The organism is Gluconacetobacter takamatsuzukensis (assembly GCF_014174275.1).
In the GTDB taxonomy this organism is placed as follows: Bacteria; Pseudomonadota; Alphaproteobacteria; order Acetobacterales; family Acetobacteraceae; genus Gluconacetobacter; species Gluconacetobacter takamatsuzukensis.
Genome location: NZ_JABEQK010000008.1, coordinates 136355 through 155216, shown reverse-complemented (window position 1 = coordinate 155216; position 18862 = coordinate 136355). Strand labels below are relative to the sequence as shown.

General features: G+C 68.1%; 14 protein-coding genes. 9 read left to right on the top strand and 5 right to left on the bottom strand.

Annotated features, from left to right (window positions below):
* Window positions 1-322: 322 nt before the first annotated feature.
* Together HLH27_RS11735 and HLH27_RS11730 are read right to left on the bottom strand one after the other, a co-directional pair.
* Window positions 323-2029 carry an alginate export family protein gene (locus HLH27_RS11735; RefSeq protein WP_408870841.1) on the bottom strand — a complete coding sequence of 569 codons (1707 nt, stop codon included), beginning with the start codon at window positions 2027-2029 and terminating at the stop codon, window positions 323-325.
* Window positions 2030-2846: 817 nt separating this feature from the next.
* Complete coding sequence (locus HLH27_RS11730; protein ID WP_182950210.1) at window positions 2847-3245, bottom strand: winged helix-turn-helix transcriptional regulator; 399 nt, start codon at window positions 3243-3245, stop codon at window positions 2847-2849.
* A gap of 131 nt (window positions 3246-3376) precedes the next feature.
* Here HLH27_RS11730 and HLH27_RS11725 point away from each other — a divergent pair, with 131 nt between their 5' ends.
* From HLH27_RS11725 to hflX, 4 genes are all read left to right on the top strand, one after another.
* The gene (locus HLH27_RS11725; RefSeq protein ID WP_182950269.1) at window positions 3377-4441 is read left to right on the top strand and encodes an SDR family oxidoreductase; all 1065 of its coding nucleotides are present in this window, start codon (window positions 3377-3379) and stop codon (window positions 4439-4441) included.
* An 83-nt stretch (window positions 4442-4524) separates the two neighbouring features.
* Window positions 4525-5685: an SMP-30/gluconolactonase/LRE family protein gene (locus HLH27_RS11720; RefSeq protein ID WP_246375825.1), complete on the top strand. Its 1161-nt coding sequence runs from the start codon at window positions 4525-4527 to the stop codon at window positions 5683-5685.
* Between the two features lie 5 nt (window positions 5686-5690).
* Window positions 5691-6713, top strand: a complete 1023-nt coding sequence (locus tag HLH27_RS11715; RefSeq protein ID WP_182950209.1) for an alpha/beta fold hydrolase — start codon at window positions 5691-5693, stop codon at window positions 6711-6713.
* A gap of 136 nt (window positions 6714-6849) precedes the next feature.
* Entirely contained in the window at window positions 6850-8202 is a 1353-nt protein-coding gene (gene hflX, locus HLH27_RS11710; protein ID WP_182950208.1) for a GTPase HflX, read from the top strand.
* Between the two features lie 33 nt (window positions 8203-8235).
* Here the strand turns inward: hflX and HLH27_RS11705 are convergent, their stop codons facing one another.
* Window positions 8236-9702: an FAD-dependent oxidoreductase gene (locus HLH27_RS11705; RefSeq protein WP_182950207.1), complete on the bottom strand. Its 1467-nt coding sequence runs from the start codon at window positions 9700-9702 to the stop codon at window positions 8236-8238.
* A gap of 57 nt (window positions 9703-9759) precedes the next feature.
* Here HLH27_RS11705 and HLH27_RS11700 point away from each other — a divergent pair, with 57 nt between their 5' ends.
* Window positions 9760-10245: a MarR family winged helix-turn-helix transcriptional regulator gene (locus tag HLH27_RS11700; RefSeq protein ID WP_182950206.1), complete on the top strand. Its 486-nt coding sequence runs from the start codon at window positions 9760-9762 to the stop codon at window positions 10243-10245.
* Window positions 10246-10304: 59 nt separating this feature from the next.
* On the opposite strand, the gene HLH27_RS11695 is transcribed toward HLH27_RS11700, so the two are convergent.
* Both HLH27_RS11695 and HLH27_RS11690 read right to left on the bottom strand, forming a co-directional pair.
* Complete coding sequence (locus HLH27_RS11695; protein WP_182950205.1) at window positions 10305-11945, bottom strand: dihydroxyacetone kinase subunit DhaK; 1641 nt, start codon at window positions 11943-11945, stop codon at window positions 10305-10307.
* A gap of 332 nt (window positions 11946-12277) precedes the next feature.
* Window positions 12278-13252, bottom strand: coding sequence for a DMT family transporter (locus tag HLH27_RS11690; RefSeq protein ID WP_338029893.1), 975 nt, complete (start codon window positions 13250-13252; stop codon window positions 12278-12280).
* Window positions 13253-13284: 32 nt separating this feature from the next.
* Here HLH27_RS11690 and HLH27_RS11685 point away from each other — a divergent pair, with 32 nt between their 5' ends.
* The 4 genes from HLH27_RS11685 to HLH27_RS11670 all read left to right on the top strand — a co-directional run bounded on the left by HLH27_RS11685 (window position 13285) and on the right by HLH27_RS11670 (window position 18845).
* Complete coding sequence (locus HLH27_RS11685; protein WP_182950204.1) at window positions 13285-13746, top strand: hypothetical protein; 462 nt, start codon at window positions 13285-13287, stop codon at window positions 13744-13746.
* Complete coding sequence (locus HLH27_RS11680; protein ID WP_182950203.1) at window positions 13725-14768, top strand: SDR family oxidoreductase; 1044 nt, start codon at window positions 13725-13727, stop codon at window positions 14766-14768. Before HLH27_RS11685 ends, HLH27_RS11680 begins: the two co-directional genes overlap by 22 nt.
* 476 nt (window positions 14769-15244) lie before the next feature.
* On the top strand, window positions 15245-16480 hold the full coding sequence (locus HLH27_RS11675) for a DUF3142 domain-containing protein (protein ID WP_182950202.1): 1236 nt from the start codon (window positions 15245-15247) through the stop codon (window positions 16478-16480).
* Between the two features lie 7 nt (window positions 16481-16487).
* Entirely contained in the window at window positions 16488-18845 is a 2358-nt protein-coding gene (locus HLH27_RS11670; RefSeq protein ID WP_182950201.1) for a hypothetical protein, read from the top strand.
* The last annotated feature ends 17 nt before the right edge of the window (window positions 18846-18862 follow it).

The following is an 18862-nucleotide window of genomic DNA, read 5'->3' as shown; positions in this document are numbered from 1 at the left end:
TCCTTCCAGCGGGCCATTTCCGGCCCGATGCTTGTGATAACGGCTATCCGAAGCGCCTCCGTCAAGAGGAACCTCACGGTTGCGTTATCATAAGAGTACGGTCGATCCGCCCTGCGGAATCGGGCCCGCCAGGCACGCAGCCCCACGGACACGCCGCCGGATCAACCCGGCGGCCACCGCGATCCTGCACCATTTGGCGCCCGGATGGAAAGGCGGATGAACCATCCGGCCGCATTTGGCGGCCGCCCGCCATGGCCGCGCCCATCGCGCGGCACGAACACTGCGCCCCGGCTCCCGCCGGCGCGCAGTGCCCAACCGGCCTTCAGAAGGTCAGTTCCACGTTGGTCTGGAAATAGGCGCCCGGCTGCGCGCCGGCATCGCGCAACCCGCGCGACAGGGCCGTATACTGCCCGTCGATGCTGACGGTCACATGCCGCGTCGCGCGCCAGGTAAAGCTCCCCTGCGGCAGCACGCCGGTATAGCCCCCCTTCGGACGGTATGCGTAGTTCACCCCGCCCGGGAAATAGATCGTGTCGTGCACCGAATTGCGCCACAGCACCGGCACCTTCAGCAGCAGCGACGTATTGGGCGTGGGCGACAGCGTCACCAGCGGCCCGACATCGATCACGTTCTGCAGGTTGAAGTTTTGCGCCAGGTCCAGATAGTACGCGCTGGGCACGAAGGGCGACAGAAAGCCACCCCAGCTGCTGGTCGCGCTCTTGCGGGTATCGCCGCCCGAAATATCGTCGGCCTGGATACCGATCGAGGGCCGCCCCCACCATTTCGCAAACCGCCAGGCGACGGAGGCGTTGAACGAATAGGCCGAAACCGCGCGCGCCGGGCCGTCCTTCGCGGCCTGGAACGTACCGCCCTGCCACATGCCGTTGGCGGTAAACTCGATCGGCCCGGCATTGCCCCACACGCGCATGCCCGGCGTGTCGCGATGGGTCGACCCGGCGATCACCCCCCTGGTCGCGGTGATCGGGCTGCTGGCCAGCAGATAGCCGAGATAATACGTATCGACGAAAATCTGGCTCTTCTTGCCGAAAGTCCTGAATTCCGGCACGGCGTACGAGGTATAGGCACCGAACAGCCGCGTCTTCCAGCCGACCTGGTCGTGGAAGGCCCGATATTCGAAATTGGTCAGCGACAGGTCGAACAGATCGACGCGGAACCGCTTCCAGACGCTGTAGCCGCGCAGCCCGTTCCAGGAATACGGGATGGACGGATAGACGCTGCCCGCCGACACGTTGGGCGGCACGTCCAGGAAGGTCATGCGGCCGACCATGGCGCCCATGGTCGCACCCAGCATGCGGCCGCGCACCTCCACGAACGCCTGCTGCGCATCGACCCGGTTACGCCAGCGGGCATTGTAGCCGAACTTGTTGCCGCCGGTGGCCTGGCCGCTCATCAGCTCGCCGTAGAAGCGGACATGCTCGCCCAGATGCAGGTCGGCACCCAGATTGGTGCGCAGGTTGGACAGATAGGTGTGGCTCTTGTCCACCGCGCCCAGGGCGGGATGCTGCTCCCAGAACCCATGATGCCGGAAATTGCCGCTCAACGTCAGGTAGATCGACCCGCTGTCATTGAGCGCGATATATTTCAGCGGATCGAGAAAATCCTGGCTGTTGCGCTTGTCGCGCAGGCTCGACCAGTCCTCGGCCCAGCGCGCGACCGCGTAATACCCGACGGTGCCGAAGCCCGAAGCCGCACCGGTATTGGCGTTGAACACGCCCCACGGCCCCTGGTGCAGCAGGGTGGGCGACAGCGGATGCAGCATCAGCGATTGCGGCTGGCCGTACAGTTCCGGACGGCTGGTCAGCGGCGGCAGCGGATGGAGCAGGCTGTTCCCGAACAGATCGCGGGCAGGCGCCGGCGCCGCCGCCTGCCCGGTCGGGGGCGGGGTGGTGGCCGTGGCCGCCGTGGGGGACGGAACACCGACCGAGGTCCCCTGCGCCAGCTGCACATGGGTGGTCACGATCTCGGCGTCCCCCGGCACCGCCGCATGCGCCGGCAGCACGAACGCCATCCCGGCGATCACGGGAAGGAAACCCCGCCGGCCCTTGTTCAGGCGGGAGACAGGATAAAACCCAAAGGAGATATGCATAGCCAGATCTTTTTCTTTATTATTATCAGAAATCACAGAACAACCGCATCTTCGATTCCGTCATGTACTACCCAGCCCCGAACATGATCCGGAAACCACGCATGGATTTCATCCCTCCACGCATCAGGCCCTCATCTATATTGGAACATCCCTTACCTGCCGAAGCCGACCGCCAGCGGCCGATCCGGCGCGGCGGCAACCGCATGCCGGCCGCCTCCGCCCGGGGCAGGAAACCCGCCCGCTATTGCGCCGCCCGCCGCCTCATGCCGCCACGGACCGCAACCGGCACGCATGGCGCGACGGGCAACGGGCCTGCCTCGCCGCCATCCGGACGCATCGCCGGCGTTCCGGAACCGGCAAAGCCCAGGCGAGCAAAGCAGGCGAAAGAAATCATGGTCCAGGTCTCCGTCGGTCACAGAGAGAATCCATCCGCCCTCCGCGAATAGTGTGACCTCCCGCTTTGTGTCGGATTTCCATCTAAAGAAGAAATAACAATTATATGTTGTTCGCATAAATCATGGTCACATTCCGGTGTAGAAAATCGCCCAATTCCCCAACCGGTTACCAAGCATCATCGGGCGGAAGTACCACGGGCCGCCCTCTCGCCTCCCGGAACAGGCACCGAGGATGTTTTCGTGAACGCCATCGATGTTTGCAAAGTTTCGTTTTCGAATGGAAAAGCAGCACGCATGGGTGCCGGAACAACAAAAAACCGGCTCCGCGCGCAAGAATCCGCCGCCTATTCCGCCTTGCGGGCCCGCGCCAGGTTGGCATCCACCCGGTCCAGCATGGCGGCATGCTCGGCGCCCCAGCGATAGAGCATCTCCACCGGCTCGACCATTTTCCGGCCCAGTACCGTCAGCCGGTATTCCACCACCGGCGGCATCGCCTGCCGCACATCGCGCGCCACCAGCCCCATCTCCTCCAGGTCCCGCAGCGTCTGGGTCATCATCTTCTTCGACAGGCCCGGAATGCTGCGCAGCAACGCCCCCGGCCGCGACGCCCCGCCCAGCAGGTGCAGCGTGTGCAGGATCATCGTCACCCATTTGCCGCCGAACAGCCGCAGCAGGCGTCGCGGCGCGCACCCTTCGTCGAACGGCGCCTGGCGATACGCATCGGGCAGCGGGGCAAGAGACATGGTGCATCCTTCCAGTGGGCACCTCCGGGTACCCAGGGCACGAAACGGTGCCGGATTGCCCTTTGTACCCGCGCACCCCAGTTTGCGGAAACCGTTTTCCCGCTACGGAGAGTTCCATGCCCCGCACAGCCCTGCCCCACACGGCCCTGATCGTCGGCGCCACCGGAATCGTCGGCCAGAACCTCGCCAACCGCCTGGTGGCCGAAGGCTGGACCGTCCACGGCCTGGCGCGCCGCACCCAGGCCCTGCCCGCCACCATCCTGCCCGTCACCGCCGACGTGCTGGACATCGCCACCCTGCGCCCGGCGCTGGCCGACCTGCGCCCCAGCCATGTCTTCTTCACCACCTGGTCCCGCCGCGCCACCGAGGCCGAGAACTGCGCCGTCAACAGCACCATGCTGCGCAACGTCTTCGCGGCATTGCCCGCACCCGAAGCCCTGGTCCATGGCAGCCTCGTCACCGGCCTCAAACATTATCTCGGCCCGTTCGAAGCCTATGCGAAGGGGCCCCTGCCCCAGACTCCCTTCCGCGAGAGCATGCCCCGGCTGGATGTCGAGAATTTCTACTACGACCAGGAAGACGCCCTGTTCGAAGCCGCCGCCCGATACGGTTTTTCCTGGAGCGTCCACCGCCCCCACACCGTCATCGGCCACGCCATCGGCAATGCGATGAACATGGGCTCCACCCTGGCCGTCTACGCCAGCATCTGCCGCGAAACCGGGCGCCCCTTCGTCTTCCCCGGCTCGCCCACCCAGTGGAACGGCCTGACCGACGTCACCGATGCCCGCCAGCTCGCCCGCCAGATCCACTGGGCGGCCACCAGCCCCGCCGGCCGTGACCAGGCCTTCAATATCGTCAACGGCGACATCTTCCGCTGGAACTGGCTGTGGCCGCAGCTTGCCGCCTGGTTCGGCATCCCGGCCGCCCCCTACCCCGGCCACGCCACGTCGCTGGAAATGGCCCTGGCCGGCGACGCCCCCCTCTGGGCCGACATCGCCGCCCGCCACGGACTGCGCGAGCACGCGCTCGACCGCCTGGCCTCCCCCTGGCACACCGACGCCGATCTCGGCCGCCCCATCGAATGCGTCACCGACATGGGCAAGAGCCGCATGCTCGGCTTCACCGCCTATCAATCCACCCCGGACTCGTTCTTCGACCTGTTCGAAATATTGCGCGCCCAGCGCTATATTCCCTGACCGCCACCCCTTGACCCGACCGCCCCGGGCGTGAACCGTTCCCCCGCCAGATCACGCCCGGATCAAGCAAGGGGAGCAACGCCATGAAACCCGCAACGCAAGGCCCGACCCGCAGAACGCTGCTCGCAGCGGCAGCCGCCATCCCCCTGTCGCGGCACGCGCTGGCCGCAACAGTGGCGACGAACGCAGCACCCACCCTGTCCGTCGCCGCCCGCGCGCCCTTCCTGTGCAGCGGCGTGGCGGTCACGCCCGGCGGCACGCTCTTTCTCGGCCTGCCCCGCTTTCCGGGCAACGAGGCCACGTTCTCGGTCGGCCGGGTCGCACCCGACGGCACGGTCCACCCCTTTCCGGGCGGAAGCTGGAACGGCTGGCAACCCGGCCAGGACGGCAGCTCGGCCTTCGTGATGGTCAACGCCATCCATATCTTCGCCGACGGCACGCTGTGGGCGGTCGACCAGGGCGCCCCGCCCGGCAGCAGGCCCGAGCCCGGGGCCCAGAAACTGGTGCAGCTCGACACCGCCACCGGCGCCATCCTGCGCGTCCTGCGCTTCCCCGAGGCGATCATGCCCCCCGGCGCGCAGTTCAACGATCTGCGCATCCATGGCGACCTGCTGTTCGCCACCGACAGCGGCCTCGGCGGCATCGTCATCCACAATCTGAAAACCGGAAGCACGCTGCGCCGCCTCTCCGCCCACCCGGTCACGCGCAACGACGCCACCCACATCCACAAGGGCAGCGGCGGCCGCATCCTCCAGGACGCCCAGGGCAACCGCCCACAGGTGCAGAGCGACGATATCGAGGTCGATGCCGGCGGCACCTGGTTCTATTTCGCCGTCCCCGCCGGCCCGCTGAAGAAGATCCGCGTCGCCGACCTGCTGGACGACCGCAAATCGGATCGCGACCTCGCCGCCCTGGTCCAGGTCGCCGCCGAAATCCCCAGCATCGGTGGCACCTGCATCGACACGCTGGGCAACATCTACCTCTCCGACGGCGAGAACAACCGCATCACCATCCTCGCCCCCGACGGCCGGCGCGCGACCCTGGTGCAGGACCCGCGCCTGGTCTCGCCCGACGCCCTGTTCATCGACCGCGGGCGCACGCTGTACATCCCCTGCTCGCAGATCGAAAAGGTCCCGATGCTCAACGGCGGGACCAACGGCACCCACGCCCCCTTCCTCGTCCTGTCCCTCCCCCTGCCCGACCGGCTCGGCTCGCTGCGCCTGGGCGCGGCCGTCGAAGGATAAACGCCATGCCCGTCCGCCTCCGGCACCTCGCGGCCGCCGCCCTGTGCGGCGCCTTCCTCTCCACCGCCCACGCGGCGGACCAGCCCGGCAATGGTGGCCCGGCCTACGGGGCGGAACTGCAAGGCTTCGCCTATCCCTGGCCGGTCGGGCAGTTCACCTTCCCCTCCCAGCGCCAGACACTCACCATGGCCTATCTGGACGTCCCGGCCCCCCACCCCAACGGGCAGGTCGCCGTGCTGCTGCACGGCAAGAATTTCTGCGCCGCGACATGGGAGGACACGATCCGCTTCCTGACCGCCCACGGCTACCGCGTCATCGCGCCCGACCAGATCGGCTTCTGCAAATCCAGCAAGCCCCCCGCCTACCAGTTCAGTTTCCAGCAACTGGCCCGCAACACGCACGACCTGCTGGCCCATCTCGGCGCTGGCAAAGTCATCATGATCGGCCATTCCACCGGCGGCATGCTCGCCATCCGCTACGCGCTGATGTACCCGCAGGACCTCACGCACCTGGTGCTGGTCGACCCGATCGGCCTGGAGGACTGGCAGCAGAAAGGCGTCCCCTATCGCACCGTCGACGCGTGGTACCGGTCCGAACGCGGCAAGACGGCCGCCCAGATCCGCGCTTACGAAAAACACGTCTATTACGCCGACGAATGGCGCCCCGATTACGAAAAATGGGCCCAGATGCTGGCCGGCATGTATCGCGGCCCCGGCAGCGACGCAGTCGCCTGGAATTCGGCCCTGCTCTACGACATGATCTTCACCCAGCCGGTAGTCCACAACCTGCCCGACCTGACCGTGCCCACCCTGCTGATGATCGGCGACCGGGACATCACCGCCATCGGCAGCGACACCGCCCCACCCGCCATCCGCGCCACGCTGGGCCACTACCCCCAACTGGGCAAGGCAGCCGCCGCCGCCATCCCCGGCGCCAGGCTGGTGGAATTCCCCAATCTGGGCCACTCCCCCCAGATGCAGGACCCTGCCGCCTTCCACGCGGCACTCCTGCAAGGCCTCGCACCATAACCCGGCTCAGTTCTCTTCTTTTGTCTTCCGAAAAAGAAGCAAGAAGACGTCTGATCCGTTCGGGAACCGCGGAACGCGCAAGCCCAGGGCCCGGAGGCAGGAGGCGGTCCGGACCTATCCGTGCTATGACGACGCCATGGAGACCAAACCCCCCGTTCCGCGCGCCGTCCTCGTCGGCATCCAGACCCCCGATGTCGACGACGTCGCCCACGAAGCCAGCCTTGAAGAGCTGGGCCGCCTGGTCAAGACGCTGGGCTACGAGGTCGTCGGCTCGGTCTCGCAGAAGCGCGAAGGCACGGGTGCCGCGTCGCTTCTGGGCGCCGGCAAGCTGGAGGAACTGGCGGCGCTGACCGGCGGCACCGGCGTCGTCACCTCTATGGCCACGCCCCCGATGACCAAGGCCCGCAAACGCTTCGAAGGCGCGGCCGAATCCACCAGGCCGGCCGAGCCCGAACCCGACGCCCCGGCCAGGCCCGAATTCGTGATCGTCGACCACGAGCTTTCGCCCAGCCAGATCCGCAACCTCGAGCGCGCCACCGGCGCCCAGGTGCTGGACCGCACCGGCGTGATCGTCGAAATCTTCCACCGCCATGCCAACACCCGCGAGGCAAAATTGCAGGTGGAAATGGCGCGCCTGAAATATGTCGCCCCCCGCCTGCGCGAATCCACCACCGGCGGCGGCCGCCAGCAGGGCCCCGGCGCCGGCGAAAGCAACCTCGCCCTCGACCGCCGCAAGATCCGCGACCGGCTGGCGGAACTGAAGACCCAGCTCGAAGCCGTGCAGCGCGACAGCGACCAGCGCCGCTCCGCCCGCCGCGACCAGCTGCGCGTCGCCCTCGTCGGCTACACCAATGCCGGCAAATCCTCGCTGATGCGCGCCCTGACCGGCAGCCAGGTTCTGGTGCAGGACAAACTCTTCGCCACCCTCGACACCACGGTGCGCACCCTCCAACCCGAAACCCGCCCCCGCGTCCTCGTCTCCGACACGGTCGGCTTCATCAAGCAATTGCCCCACGACCTGGTGGCCTCGTTCCGCTCCACCCTTTCCGAGGCACTGGAAGCCTCGCTGCTGCTCTTCGTGGTCGATGCGTCCGACCCGACCTACGAAGCGCAGCTGGAAGTCAGCCGCAGCGTGCTGCGCGAAATCGGCGCGGACAGCGTGCCCTCCCGCCTGGTCCTGAACAAGATGGACCGCGTGGATCCCGCCCGCCGCGCCGCCCTACTGGAAAAGCACCCCGACGCCATCATGCTCTCAGCCCACGCGCCGGACGATGTCAGCGCCCTGCGCGAAACCATCATCGCCTTTTTCGAGGCCGAGATGGTCGACGACGTGCTGGTACTGCCCTACGCAAAACAGAAGCTGATCGGCGAAATCTACGAAAGCGCGCGCGTGCTGTCCGAAGAGCATGACGAAACCGGCCGCGTCCTGAAAGTGCGCGCCCTGCCCGGCGCCATGGCGCGGCTGCGGCGGAGCCTCGCCGCGGGGTAGGGGTTCTTTTTCTTCAGAAAAAGAAGACCTGCCTTATCCCCCCATGACACCCGCCAGATACCCCTCCAGCCGCCCTCTCTCCTCCAGGGACAGAACAGCCCCCACATACCCGTCCGGCCGCACCAGCAGGCACTCCCCCGCTTCCAGGTCCAGCCCACGCAGCGCACCGGCCGGCCCGATCCGCCATTGCCTCACCCCCGCACGCGGCGCCACCGCAGGCCCCCCGTCCCCGACCAGCAGCGTCCAGTGCGGCCCGGCCAGCAGGTCGAACAGCCGCCGCTCCTGCCCGCCCGCACCGCGCAGCAGCGCATCCGGCATCCGGTCGCCCGCCACGAAACGATGACGACGACCGGGCACGTCCAGCGACAGCGACGAACCGCGATACCCCAGGTCGAGCTGGTGCACCTCCCGCCCCCGCCGCATGTCGCCCTGCCGGGCCTTTTCCAGCAGCCCGGTCGCAAGGCCCAACATGCCGGCGGCAATCGGCCGCCGCTCTTCCTCATAGGTATCCAGCAGCGCCGCCGGCGCGCCGGCCAGCACCGAAGCCAGCTTCCAGCCGAGATTACAGGCATCCTGAACGCTGGTATTGAGCCCCTGCCCCCCGGTCGGCGGATGGATATGCGCGGCATCCCCCACCAGAAACACCCGGCCAACCCGATACCGATCGGCCAGCCGCGCATTCATCGCATAGGCCGACGCCCACCGAACCTCCCGAACCCGGATCGCACCCCCCGGCAGACGCGCATCGACAAAGGCCTGAATCCCGCCGGCCGACAGATCGACATCCCCCTCGAAGGGAAGCGGCGCCTGAAGCTGGAACAGGTCGCTGTGCGGCAACGGGCAGAACCCCATCTGCCGCTGCATGTCCCCCTCGTTGAACCGATGCCACGCGCCCCGATCCAGCCCGTCGAGCACGATATCCGCAACCATCGCCCGCATGCGGAGCGTCTTCCCCGGAAAGCCCACCTGCATGGCATGACGGACGAAAGACCGCCCCCCATCGGCACCGACCAGATAGCGGCAGCGGATCACCCCCTCGCCCCCCTCGCCCACGACATGGGCCGTCACCCGTTCGCCGTCATCGGCGAATGCAGCCAGCCGGGTCCCGTATTCCGGGCAATGCCCCCATTCCGCCAGACGTTCGCGCAGGATCGCCTCGGTCCGGTATTGCGGCACGAGCAGGGGCGAACGATAGGGTTCCTCAACCGTTGGCGCTGCGATCGTGATGTCCTGCACGTCCTCGTGCGTGCCGTCATCACGATGCACGCGCTGCGGCGGATAGAACCCGCCGGCAGCGGCAAGGCGGTCGACGATGCCCAGATCCTCGAACATCTCCAGCGTACGCGGCTGGATACCCTTGCCGCGCGACCCGGCGAACGGCTCCTCCAGCCGGTCGATCAGGCGAAACGACACCCCGCGCCGGGCAAGATCGACCGCCAGCGTCAGCCCGGCCGCGCCGGCGCCGCAAATCAGAATGTCCGTGTCACGTGAAACATCCATTTCGCTTCCCTCCCGACCATTCATGTGCATTATGCACATATTGAGGAGCGCATCAGAATGTCAACCAAAACCGTGCATGATGCACATATCCGCACGAAGCTCCCCGCCCTGCATCGCGCATTGATCGAGATCGTGGGTGTGATGAACCGGCCGGAGCGTGACGAGGCCATGCTCAAGGCCGCCGGACTCACGCTCGAACGCGCCCTGTTTCCGCTACTGGTGCTGGTCGAGCGGCTGGGCCCGATCGGCGTGGTCGATCTCGCCAGCCGCGTCGGCCGCGATCACACCACGGTCAGCCGCCAGATCGCGCGGCTGGCGGAGCTGGGCCTGGTCGCCCGCCACGGCAGCGCCGCCGACCGCCGCGTGCGCGAGGCCACGATCACCCCGCCGGGCAAGGAAGCAACCGACGCGGTCGACCGCGCGCGCGAGGCCATGGCCGTCTCCCTCTTCCGGAACTGGAGCGAGACCGATTTCGACCAGCTCGTCCGCCTCATCGGAATGCTGGCCGAAAGCATGACCACACTCCCCCCAACCCCTCCCTGAATCGGGGTCAAGGGGTCCAGACCCCTTGCGGGTCGAGGGCAGCGCCCTCGCCTTTTACCTCACGTCCGGGGAACCAGCGCCTCAAACAGCCGCGCAATCGCCTCCGCCCCCGGATCGGGCACATCCGCCAACTGCCCGTCGGGCACATAGGATGCCCGCCCGGCTTCCGCCTTGCCCATCCGCGCCGTCGCATCGGCCCCGCCGCGCGCCGCGCGCACCACATCGGCCCACACCGCGCCCTCGTCCAGCGCCCGCACCGCCGGGATCAGCGCATCGAGCATCGTGCGGTCCCCTTCCCGCGCCCCGCCATAACCCTGCATCGCCGCAATCCCCTCCAGCAGGGCGGCCTGCCAGCGCGCCTGGTCGCTGCGCCCCGCCGTGGCGAACAGGATGGACAGCAGCGCGCCGCTCGACCCGCCCGCATGGCGGGCCAGCAGGCGGCCCAGCGTCTGCATCAGCGCCTGCGGGTCGGCCAGCGGCAGCCGGTCCAGCGCGCCGTCGATCACGCGCGCGGTCTCGGCGAAGGTCGAGCCCGCATCGCCATCGCCGATGCGCGCATCCAGCGCGTTCAGCGCCTCCTCGTTTTCCAGCAGCACCTTCGCGCCGCGCTGCACGGCATCCCGCAGGGCCGGATTGTTCGAGGGCGCGGCGGCGAAGATATCCGGCAGGTTCGGCACCGCGATCACCACGGGCTCCTGCCACGGCGCCATGCCCGTCCACGCCGTGGGCCCGACATCGGCCTGCAACGCCGCCGCGATGTCGTCGGTCAGTTCCACCAGAGTCAGCGAAAACCCGTTCATGTCCAGCGCGGTCATGAATGGCGCCGGCCCGGCCACCAGCGCCACCTTGCCTGCGAGCGCGGTGCCGGCAAAGGCCTCCAGCAGCAGGGACATCTCGATCACCGGCGTGGTGCCCAGATTGTTCAGCATCAGCCCATAGCGCGCATCGCCCTCCGGCAGCGTCTCCAGCAGGGCATCGGCCGCCAGCGTCATCAGCGCGCCGGCATCGGCCAGCGCGATGCGCTTCGCCCCCGGCTCGCCATGGATGCCCAGGCCCAGCTCGCCCTCATCCGCGGCCAGACGGCTGGCATGTTCCTCGTCATAGGTGTCGCAATCGCTCAGCGACAGGCCGATCGAGCGCGTGCGCGCCGCCACGTCGGCGGCGAATGCCGCGACCCGGTCCAGCGACGCCCCGCTTTCGGCCATGTGGCCGGCGGCCTTGTGCACCAGCACGGTGCCGGCAATGCCGCGCGCCTGCCGATGGCCGGGCAGCGAGATATCGTCGCCGACGATCACCATCTCCACCTTCAGCCCCAGCGCGCGCGCCTGCTCGGCCGCCAGCCCGAAATTCAGCCGGTCGCCGGTATAGTTCTTCACCACCAGCAGGCACCCGGCCTCGCCGGTCACGGCCAGGATGCCGGCCAGGATCGCATCCACGCCGGGCGAGGCGAACAGCGACCCGCAGACCGCCGCCGTCAGCATGCCGCGCCCCACGAATCCGGCATGGGCGGGCTCGTGCCCCGCCCCGCCGCCGGAAATCACGGCCACCTTGCCCGCGCCCCGCTCCCAGTCCCGGCGCAGGACGACCTTGATATCCGGATAGCCGTCCAGGCGGCACAGATCCTTCCCGGCGGGCGAACGCAGCAACCCTTCCAGCGCCTCGGGCACCAGACGTTCGCGCGTGTTGAAGAATCTTTTCATGCCTGAAAAGCCTTTCGTTCCAGATTCCACAAGCCCCCGCCGACCGGGCGGCGAGGGGTCAGGGACAATAGGAAGGTCATCGGTTCAGGACAACGCCACCCACGCGATACCCGCCCCCCGGCCGGAACGGCGGACAGCCAGGCGCGCCAATGCCGGCGCAACACGCCCGCACCGCCCCAGGACAAACGCCCCGCACCACCACCCCGTTCCCCATGCCGCGCAGCGGCACGGCCGTCGTGTGTTTCCGGGCACCAAAGCGGAGCGACCTATATGGAAGCGAGCATCGGAGCACAGGAAACGCGCGCCGGATCGCCACCAGCGCGCATGTCCGGTCAGGCGGGTTCATCCTGTTCTTCGACGACCAGCATCGACGCCGCATGTCCCCGGCTGACCGCGATCGGCGGCGGCCCGGGCACGTGCTTTTCCTGCTCCCGCACCAGCGTGATCAGGCCGGAACAGATGATCAGCCCGATCCCGGTCAGCGTCACGATGTCCGCCGAATCGCCGAAGACCAGATGGCCGATCACCAGCGCCCAGATCATCTGGCTGTACTGGGTCGGCGCGATGGCCCCCGCCGAGGCATGGAACGCGGAGTGCATCAGCAGCACGTTCGCCAGCGCCGCCAGCAGCCCGTAGCTGGCCAGCAGCGCCAGCTGATGCGGGCTGGGCAGCGCGAAGGACGGCAGGCTGACCAGCCCGCAGATGGTGATGCCGCCGAGAATCCCGGCCCCGAACAGCGAAATCTGCTTTTCATGCGCGCCCGACGCCCGGAAGGTCACGACCGAAACCGCCCCCGCCATCCCGGCCACCACCGCGCCCAGATGGCCGATCGACAGCGGCCGTAGCCCGGGCCGCAGGACGATCAGCACGCCGATGAACCCCAGCACGATCGCCACCCAGCGCGGCAGCCCGATCCGCTCCTTGAGAAAGACGATCGACATCAGCGTGACGAACGAGGGCTGGAGAAAGATCAGCGTAAACGCCTCGGCCATCGACAGATGGCTGAACGCCGTCACACTGCCGATAATCCCCAGCGGATAGGCGATGAACCGCACCATCCACAACCGGCGATCCTGCGTCGCGAACACATCGACCAGCCGGTCCTTCCCCCCGAGCAGGAAGGGAAACACCACCAGCGCGCACAGCGAACCGAAGAACGCGCATTCGTACGGCGGCAGCCCGTCCCGGATCAGCTTGACGCTGGCATCGCTGCACGAAAACGCGGCGAAGGCGCCAAAGGCCAGCATGATGCCACGCAGCGTTTCGGCACCGCCATGGGACGGAGAGGAGGGAGCGGGATGGGTCACTCTGTTTCTCGGGAAAAAGGGACGGATGCAGGATGGATCCGACAAGAGCGATGCCCCCTGCCCGTTTCGGCGCGATTCCGCAAGATCGTCGACAAGCACCCGGATTATTCCCGAAACGCGGCAGAATCCCCCCGCGAAAATACCACGCCCCCCACATGCCGAACCAACCCAGTCATCACGGTTGCGTGCGCGACCGCGCGCAGAATTCCGGCGAGGCGGCGAAAGATGCGTTTTTTATTTCAGGCCGGTCTATAATCCTCCAGTGCCGAGAAATATTGGAACGACAGAAAACGTTCTCTTCTTTTTCTGAAGAAAAAGAAGCAAAAAAGACTTTTATTCGTTCGGGGACATCCTATGCCCCAGGCGCATGGCTCCTGACCGAATCGAAGTTTCCTGGTTCTTTTTTCAAAAAAGAACAGGCTTCCCCTCGCCGGGGACCCGGCTATCCTCCCCATGAAGCAGGAGGCACGGCATGGTCGACAAACATATCCTGATCGCGGGCGCCACCGGCGTCGTCGGTCTGGCGGCGCTGGAGGCATTCCAGCATGCGGGCTGGACCGTCTCGACCCTCGGCCGCTCGGCCCACGGGCCGGGACATGGCCCCCATATCAGCGCCGACCTGCTGGACCCGCTGAGCCTGGCCGGCCGGCAGCAGGCGCTCAAGCCGGTCACGCACCTGTTCTATGCCGCGCTGAAGCCCGACGCCGATCCGGGCGTCGAGGCCGACCAGAACGCCGCGATGCTGGAAAACCTGGTCGCGGCCGTCCGCCGCGCCGGCGCACCGCTGGAACGGCTGATCATCATCCAGGGCGGCAAGGTCTACGGCGCGCATCTGGGCGTCTACAAGACCCCGGCCCGCGAGGATGACAGCCGCCATTTCCCGCCCAACCTCTATTTCCGGCACGAGGATTTCGCCCGTTCGCTGGAACGCGACGGCATCCGATGGACCGCGCTGCGCCCCGATATCGTGATCGGCCACTCGCTGGGCTCGGCGATGAATCTCGGCAACCTGATCGGCGTCTACGGCACGCTGTGCCGCGAGACACGCACCGCCATGCAGTTCCCCGGCCCCGCCGCCGCCTATCGCGACGCGCTGGTCAACGTGACGGGCGCCGAGGTCCTGGGCGAAGCCGCCCTGTGGGCCGCCGAAACCGGGGCCGACGGCGCGTTCAACATCACCAATGGCGACGTCTTCCGCTGGTCGCATGTCTGGCCCCGCCTGGCCGAATGGTTCGGGCTGGAGGTCGGCGAGCCCCAGCCGATCTCGCTCGACCAGCGCCTGCGCGCGCTGGCCCCCGTCTGGTCCGCCCTGGCCGCGCGCGAGGGGCTGGCGGAAGCCGATGCCCGGCGGATCGGCCCCGGCAGCTTCGGCGATTTCATCTTCCATGTGCGGACCGATGCGATCTTCGACGTCACCAAGGCCCGCCAGGCCGGCTTCCCCGGCATGACCCGCCGCTCCGACGACGTCCTGCTCGCGCATCTGGAGCAGATGCGCCACCACCACCTCATCCCCTGAGCCTGTCCGGAGAGGTGGGCTGGTGGCGATCCGACGCGCGTTTCCTGTGCTCCGATGCTCACGGCCCGTCAGGCCGCTCCGCTTCGGTGCTCGGACACACACGACGGGCGCAGCCCTTCGGGCTGCTCTCGCTCACCAGCCCACCTCTCCGGACAGGCTCCGCCCCCAGCCGAGCCGGGCAGCAGTAAGACGGTTGACCGCGCGCGCATCGCGGGCAAGATCATCCATGCACCACGCCGAAGAGGAACACGCATGAGGACGCAGGCCGCCTTACCGGCCCTGCCACTGGCGGGAACAGCCCCCGCCACGGCGCAGGCGCCCGCATCCGGCCTGTCGGACAGCACGGGCTTCCAACCCGTCGCGGACGGACCATCGAGCCGAAGCCATTGACGGAAACCCGCGACGCCACCACCGGCAAAACACGCTCCGGACGCGCAAGCGCCCCCCATCCTTCCCGGAGCGCATGACCAGGCGACATGACTGATTTTTTCAAGAAACCATCGATCCTGGTCGTCTTCCTGATCTTCCTCCTGGGCATCCACACCGCCTTCACCACCCGGACAGGCAGAACGCTGCCCAGCGACGCCTATATCTGGCAGCGCCAATGGACCCCGGCCGTCAGCGCCGCCGTCACCGCCAGCCAGGATGTCATCCACACATGGCGCATCCTCGCGGCGGAACTGGACGGACACGGCACCTGGGTCGCCACCACCCCCGACAGCGCCCTACTGGCCGCCCGGCACATGCCGGTCATCGCCGTGATCCGCATCGAGGGCCAACTGGCGGAGTGGGATGAGGAGCAACTGGCCACCCGCATCCTCGCCCTGAAAACCGCATGGCAGCAACACGGCATTGCGGTATCGGGCATCGAAATCGACCATGATTGCGCAACCGTCCGCCTGCCGGCCTATGCGCGGTTCCTGGCGCAGCTGCGCGGCCGGCTGGGACAGGCCACGCCGCTCTCCGTCACCATCCTGCCCGCATGGCTGGCCTCTCCCGCGCTGGACGACGTGCTGGCGCGGGTCGAGGACGCGGTATTGCAGATCCATGCCGTCCAGAACCCGCAATTCGGCCTTTTCAACCCCGGGAAGGCCCATGACTGGCTCCGCGCCTTCGCGCAGCGCCGCCAGGGCCCGTGGCACGTCGCCCTGCCCGCCTACGGCACCCGCGTCACCTGGGGCACGGACGGGCGGATCGCGGGCGTCGAGAGCGAGCAGGACCGGTTCATGGGCGCCGACAGCGGGCACGAACTCGTGGCCCCACCCGCCGAAATCGCCGCCTTCATGAAGCGCATCGAACACGCGCCCCCGCACGGGCTGGCCGGCTGGGTCTGGTTCCGCCTGCCGACGGCCGACGACAGGCGGGCGTGGAGCCTGCCGGCATGGCGCGCGGTCGTCACCCACCAGCCCCTGCACGCCGCGCTGTCGGTCAGCCTGCGCCGGCCCTCGGCATCCGCCCCGTACGATATCGTCCTGGCCAATGACGGCAACGTGGATGCCGAAGGCCCGGCAGCCGTACGGATCGAAAGCGCCTGCCCGTCCGGGGCCGATGGTATGAACGGCTACAGTCTGGATTATGATGCCAAGGGGCCATTGCTGCGGCGCGCGCAGCCCGGCCTGCTGCGCGCGGGGCAACAATCCGTCGTCGGATGGGTGCGATGCGATCGGGGAACAATCAGAGCCTATGCCGGAACCGATGAAAAACAGAGCTGACGCACCGATGCAAAAGCCGCCCGGCCGACACACGATGCGCCGCTACGGTCTGGCCTTCGCCCTGTCGAGCCTGACCTGCATCCCGATGGTTCTCGCCTGCGGCATGGATTTTCCAACCCAGCTGCTCGACGACCGCGAAGGCACGCTCAAGAGCACGCCGACGACCTCCTTCGTCTACGATGTCAGCCACCTCGTCACCCCCGACGATACGCTCCGCGCCGCCGGGCCCGCACCCACCCAGCCCCCCGACCCGGACAACACCCCGCCGGAACCGGGAATGGAGGGGCTGACGCCCTTGCAGGAAAACCGCGTGTCCATGATGCGCAACGCAATCGATGGCGATTCCGCCTACGATCATGCGGATGGCGTGCCCGAGGCACTCCGGCTCTATACCGCCGGTGCCGTCGATTACGCCCTGGGCCGCGCGGGCATCGGCCCGGACTCCGCCGACCATGCCCGCAAGCGCTTCCAGGCGGTGCTGGACCTGCCGGGCGACGAAGGCCGGTCCCGCGCGGTCTGGGCGGCCTACATGCTCGGCCGCGTGCAACTGGACCGTTTCTTCGCCACCGGCGCCCCCGACGCGCGCGAGGCCGCGATCCGCGCCTTCGCCCAGACCCGCGCCCTGGCCCGGCAGAAACTGCCCGACCCACTGTCCCTCGCCGTCGCCAGCTATGGCGAACAGGCCCGGGCCTATCTGATGGACGGCCGGACGGCCTGCGGCTGGAAAGCCTTCCTGACCAGCGCCCCCTGCGCCGACCGCATCGAACCGGCGAATTTGAAACACGCCATCGCGCTCTATGCCGAACAGGCTGCGCGCGGCTCGGCCGGCGGCACCACCTCGCTGCTGCTCATCGCGTCATGGGCGATGGCGGATCCCCACCGCGCCCAGCGCCTGATCGACGATCCGCTCAGCCAGGCCCTGCTGGTGGCCTATGCGCTGGCCCGCACCGGCGACATCGTCAACGACGATCCCCGCACGGCATCCGAATACGCCGCCCCCGAAATGGGCGGCCCGGGCTATCACGACGCCGCACGCGGCACCGGCGGCACCGGCTGCCCCTATTGCGCCGAAATCCGGACCATTCGCCCCAACCCGGCCGTCGTCACCCTGGTCGATGCCATCCGCGCGCGCGGGATCGACCATATCGCCCACGCCGACCGGCTGGCCGCACTGGCCTATCGCAGCGGCCGGTACGATCTGGCCAGGACGCTCGCAACCATGCAGCCCGGCCCCCTGTCGCGCTGGGTGCTGGCCAAGCTGGCCATCCAGCGGGGCGACCTTGCCGCGGCAGCCCGATATTATGCCGAAGCGGCCAAGGGATTTCCCACCATCGCCACCGATCTGGCCCCCGAGGAAATCAGCCGCCTCCGTGCCGAACAGGGTGTCCTGACCCTGTCGCGCGGGCAATATATCGCGGCCTTCGACTGCCTCTACACCGCCGCAGCCATCGCCGGCAGCCGCAGCGGCATCGCCTCCGATGCCGCCTACCTGGCCGAACGGGTGCTGACGACCGACGAACTCCGGCATTATGTCGATGCCCATATCCCCCCGACCCACGGGCCGGCCATGCCCGGGGCGGCCGAACCCGAACCGGATGCGATCAGGATGATCCTGGCCCGGCGCCTGGTCCGCACCGGCCATATTGCGGAATCCCTGCGCTATTTCCCTGAAGATGGCGATCCGCGCTTCGTGCGCGGCGGCAAGCCCGCAACGTTCCGCAGCTGGGCCCGCATCTACGGCGACGCCCTGCACGACGCCCGGCACCGCTGGACCAGGATCGGCCAGGCGCAGGCCTGGTTCACCGCCGCCAGCATGGCCCGCACCCACGGCATGGACATCATGGCGACCGAGCAGGACCCGGACTACGCCGTCTTCCAGGGCGGCTTCACCATGGGCGCGGGCCGCAATGTCGCGGTCCTCTCCCCGCCCGACAACCAGCCGATCATTCCCATGACCCGGAAGGCCCGCACCGCCGCCGCCCTGCCCGGCCCCCTCGTCACCGACGGCGAGCGCAACCGCTTCGCCGTCAGCGAAGCCGCCCCCTACCAGCGCTTCCATTATCGCGACATCGCGGTGAACGAGGCCGAAAACGCGGCCGACCTGCTCCCCCCTCGCTCCCAGGCCTTCGCCGCCGTCCTGTGCCAGGCCGCCGGCTGGCGCGCCGATGCCGAGGCAGAGCTCTACCACCGCTACGTCCGCCAGGGCGCATCCGTACCGTTCGCCAAGAATTTCGGGCAGCACTGCGCCGTACCCGATTTCCAGGCCGCCGCCACCGATCCCTATACAAGGCCCCTCCGGCCGCTGCACCGATGGCTGCACCGCTATGTGACCATGCCGCTCACAGGGATGATGGCGCGGCTGTAGCCACCGGCCGCGGCGTC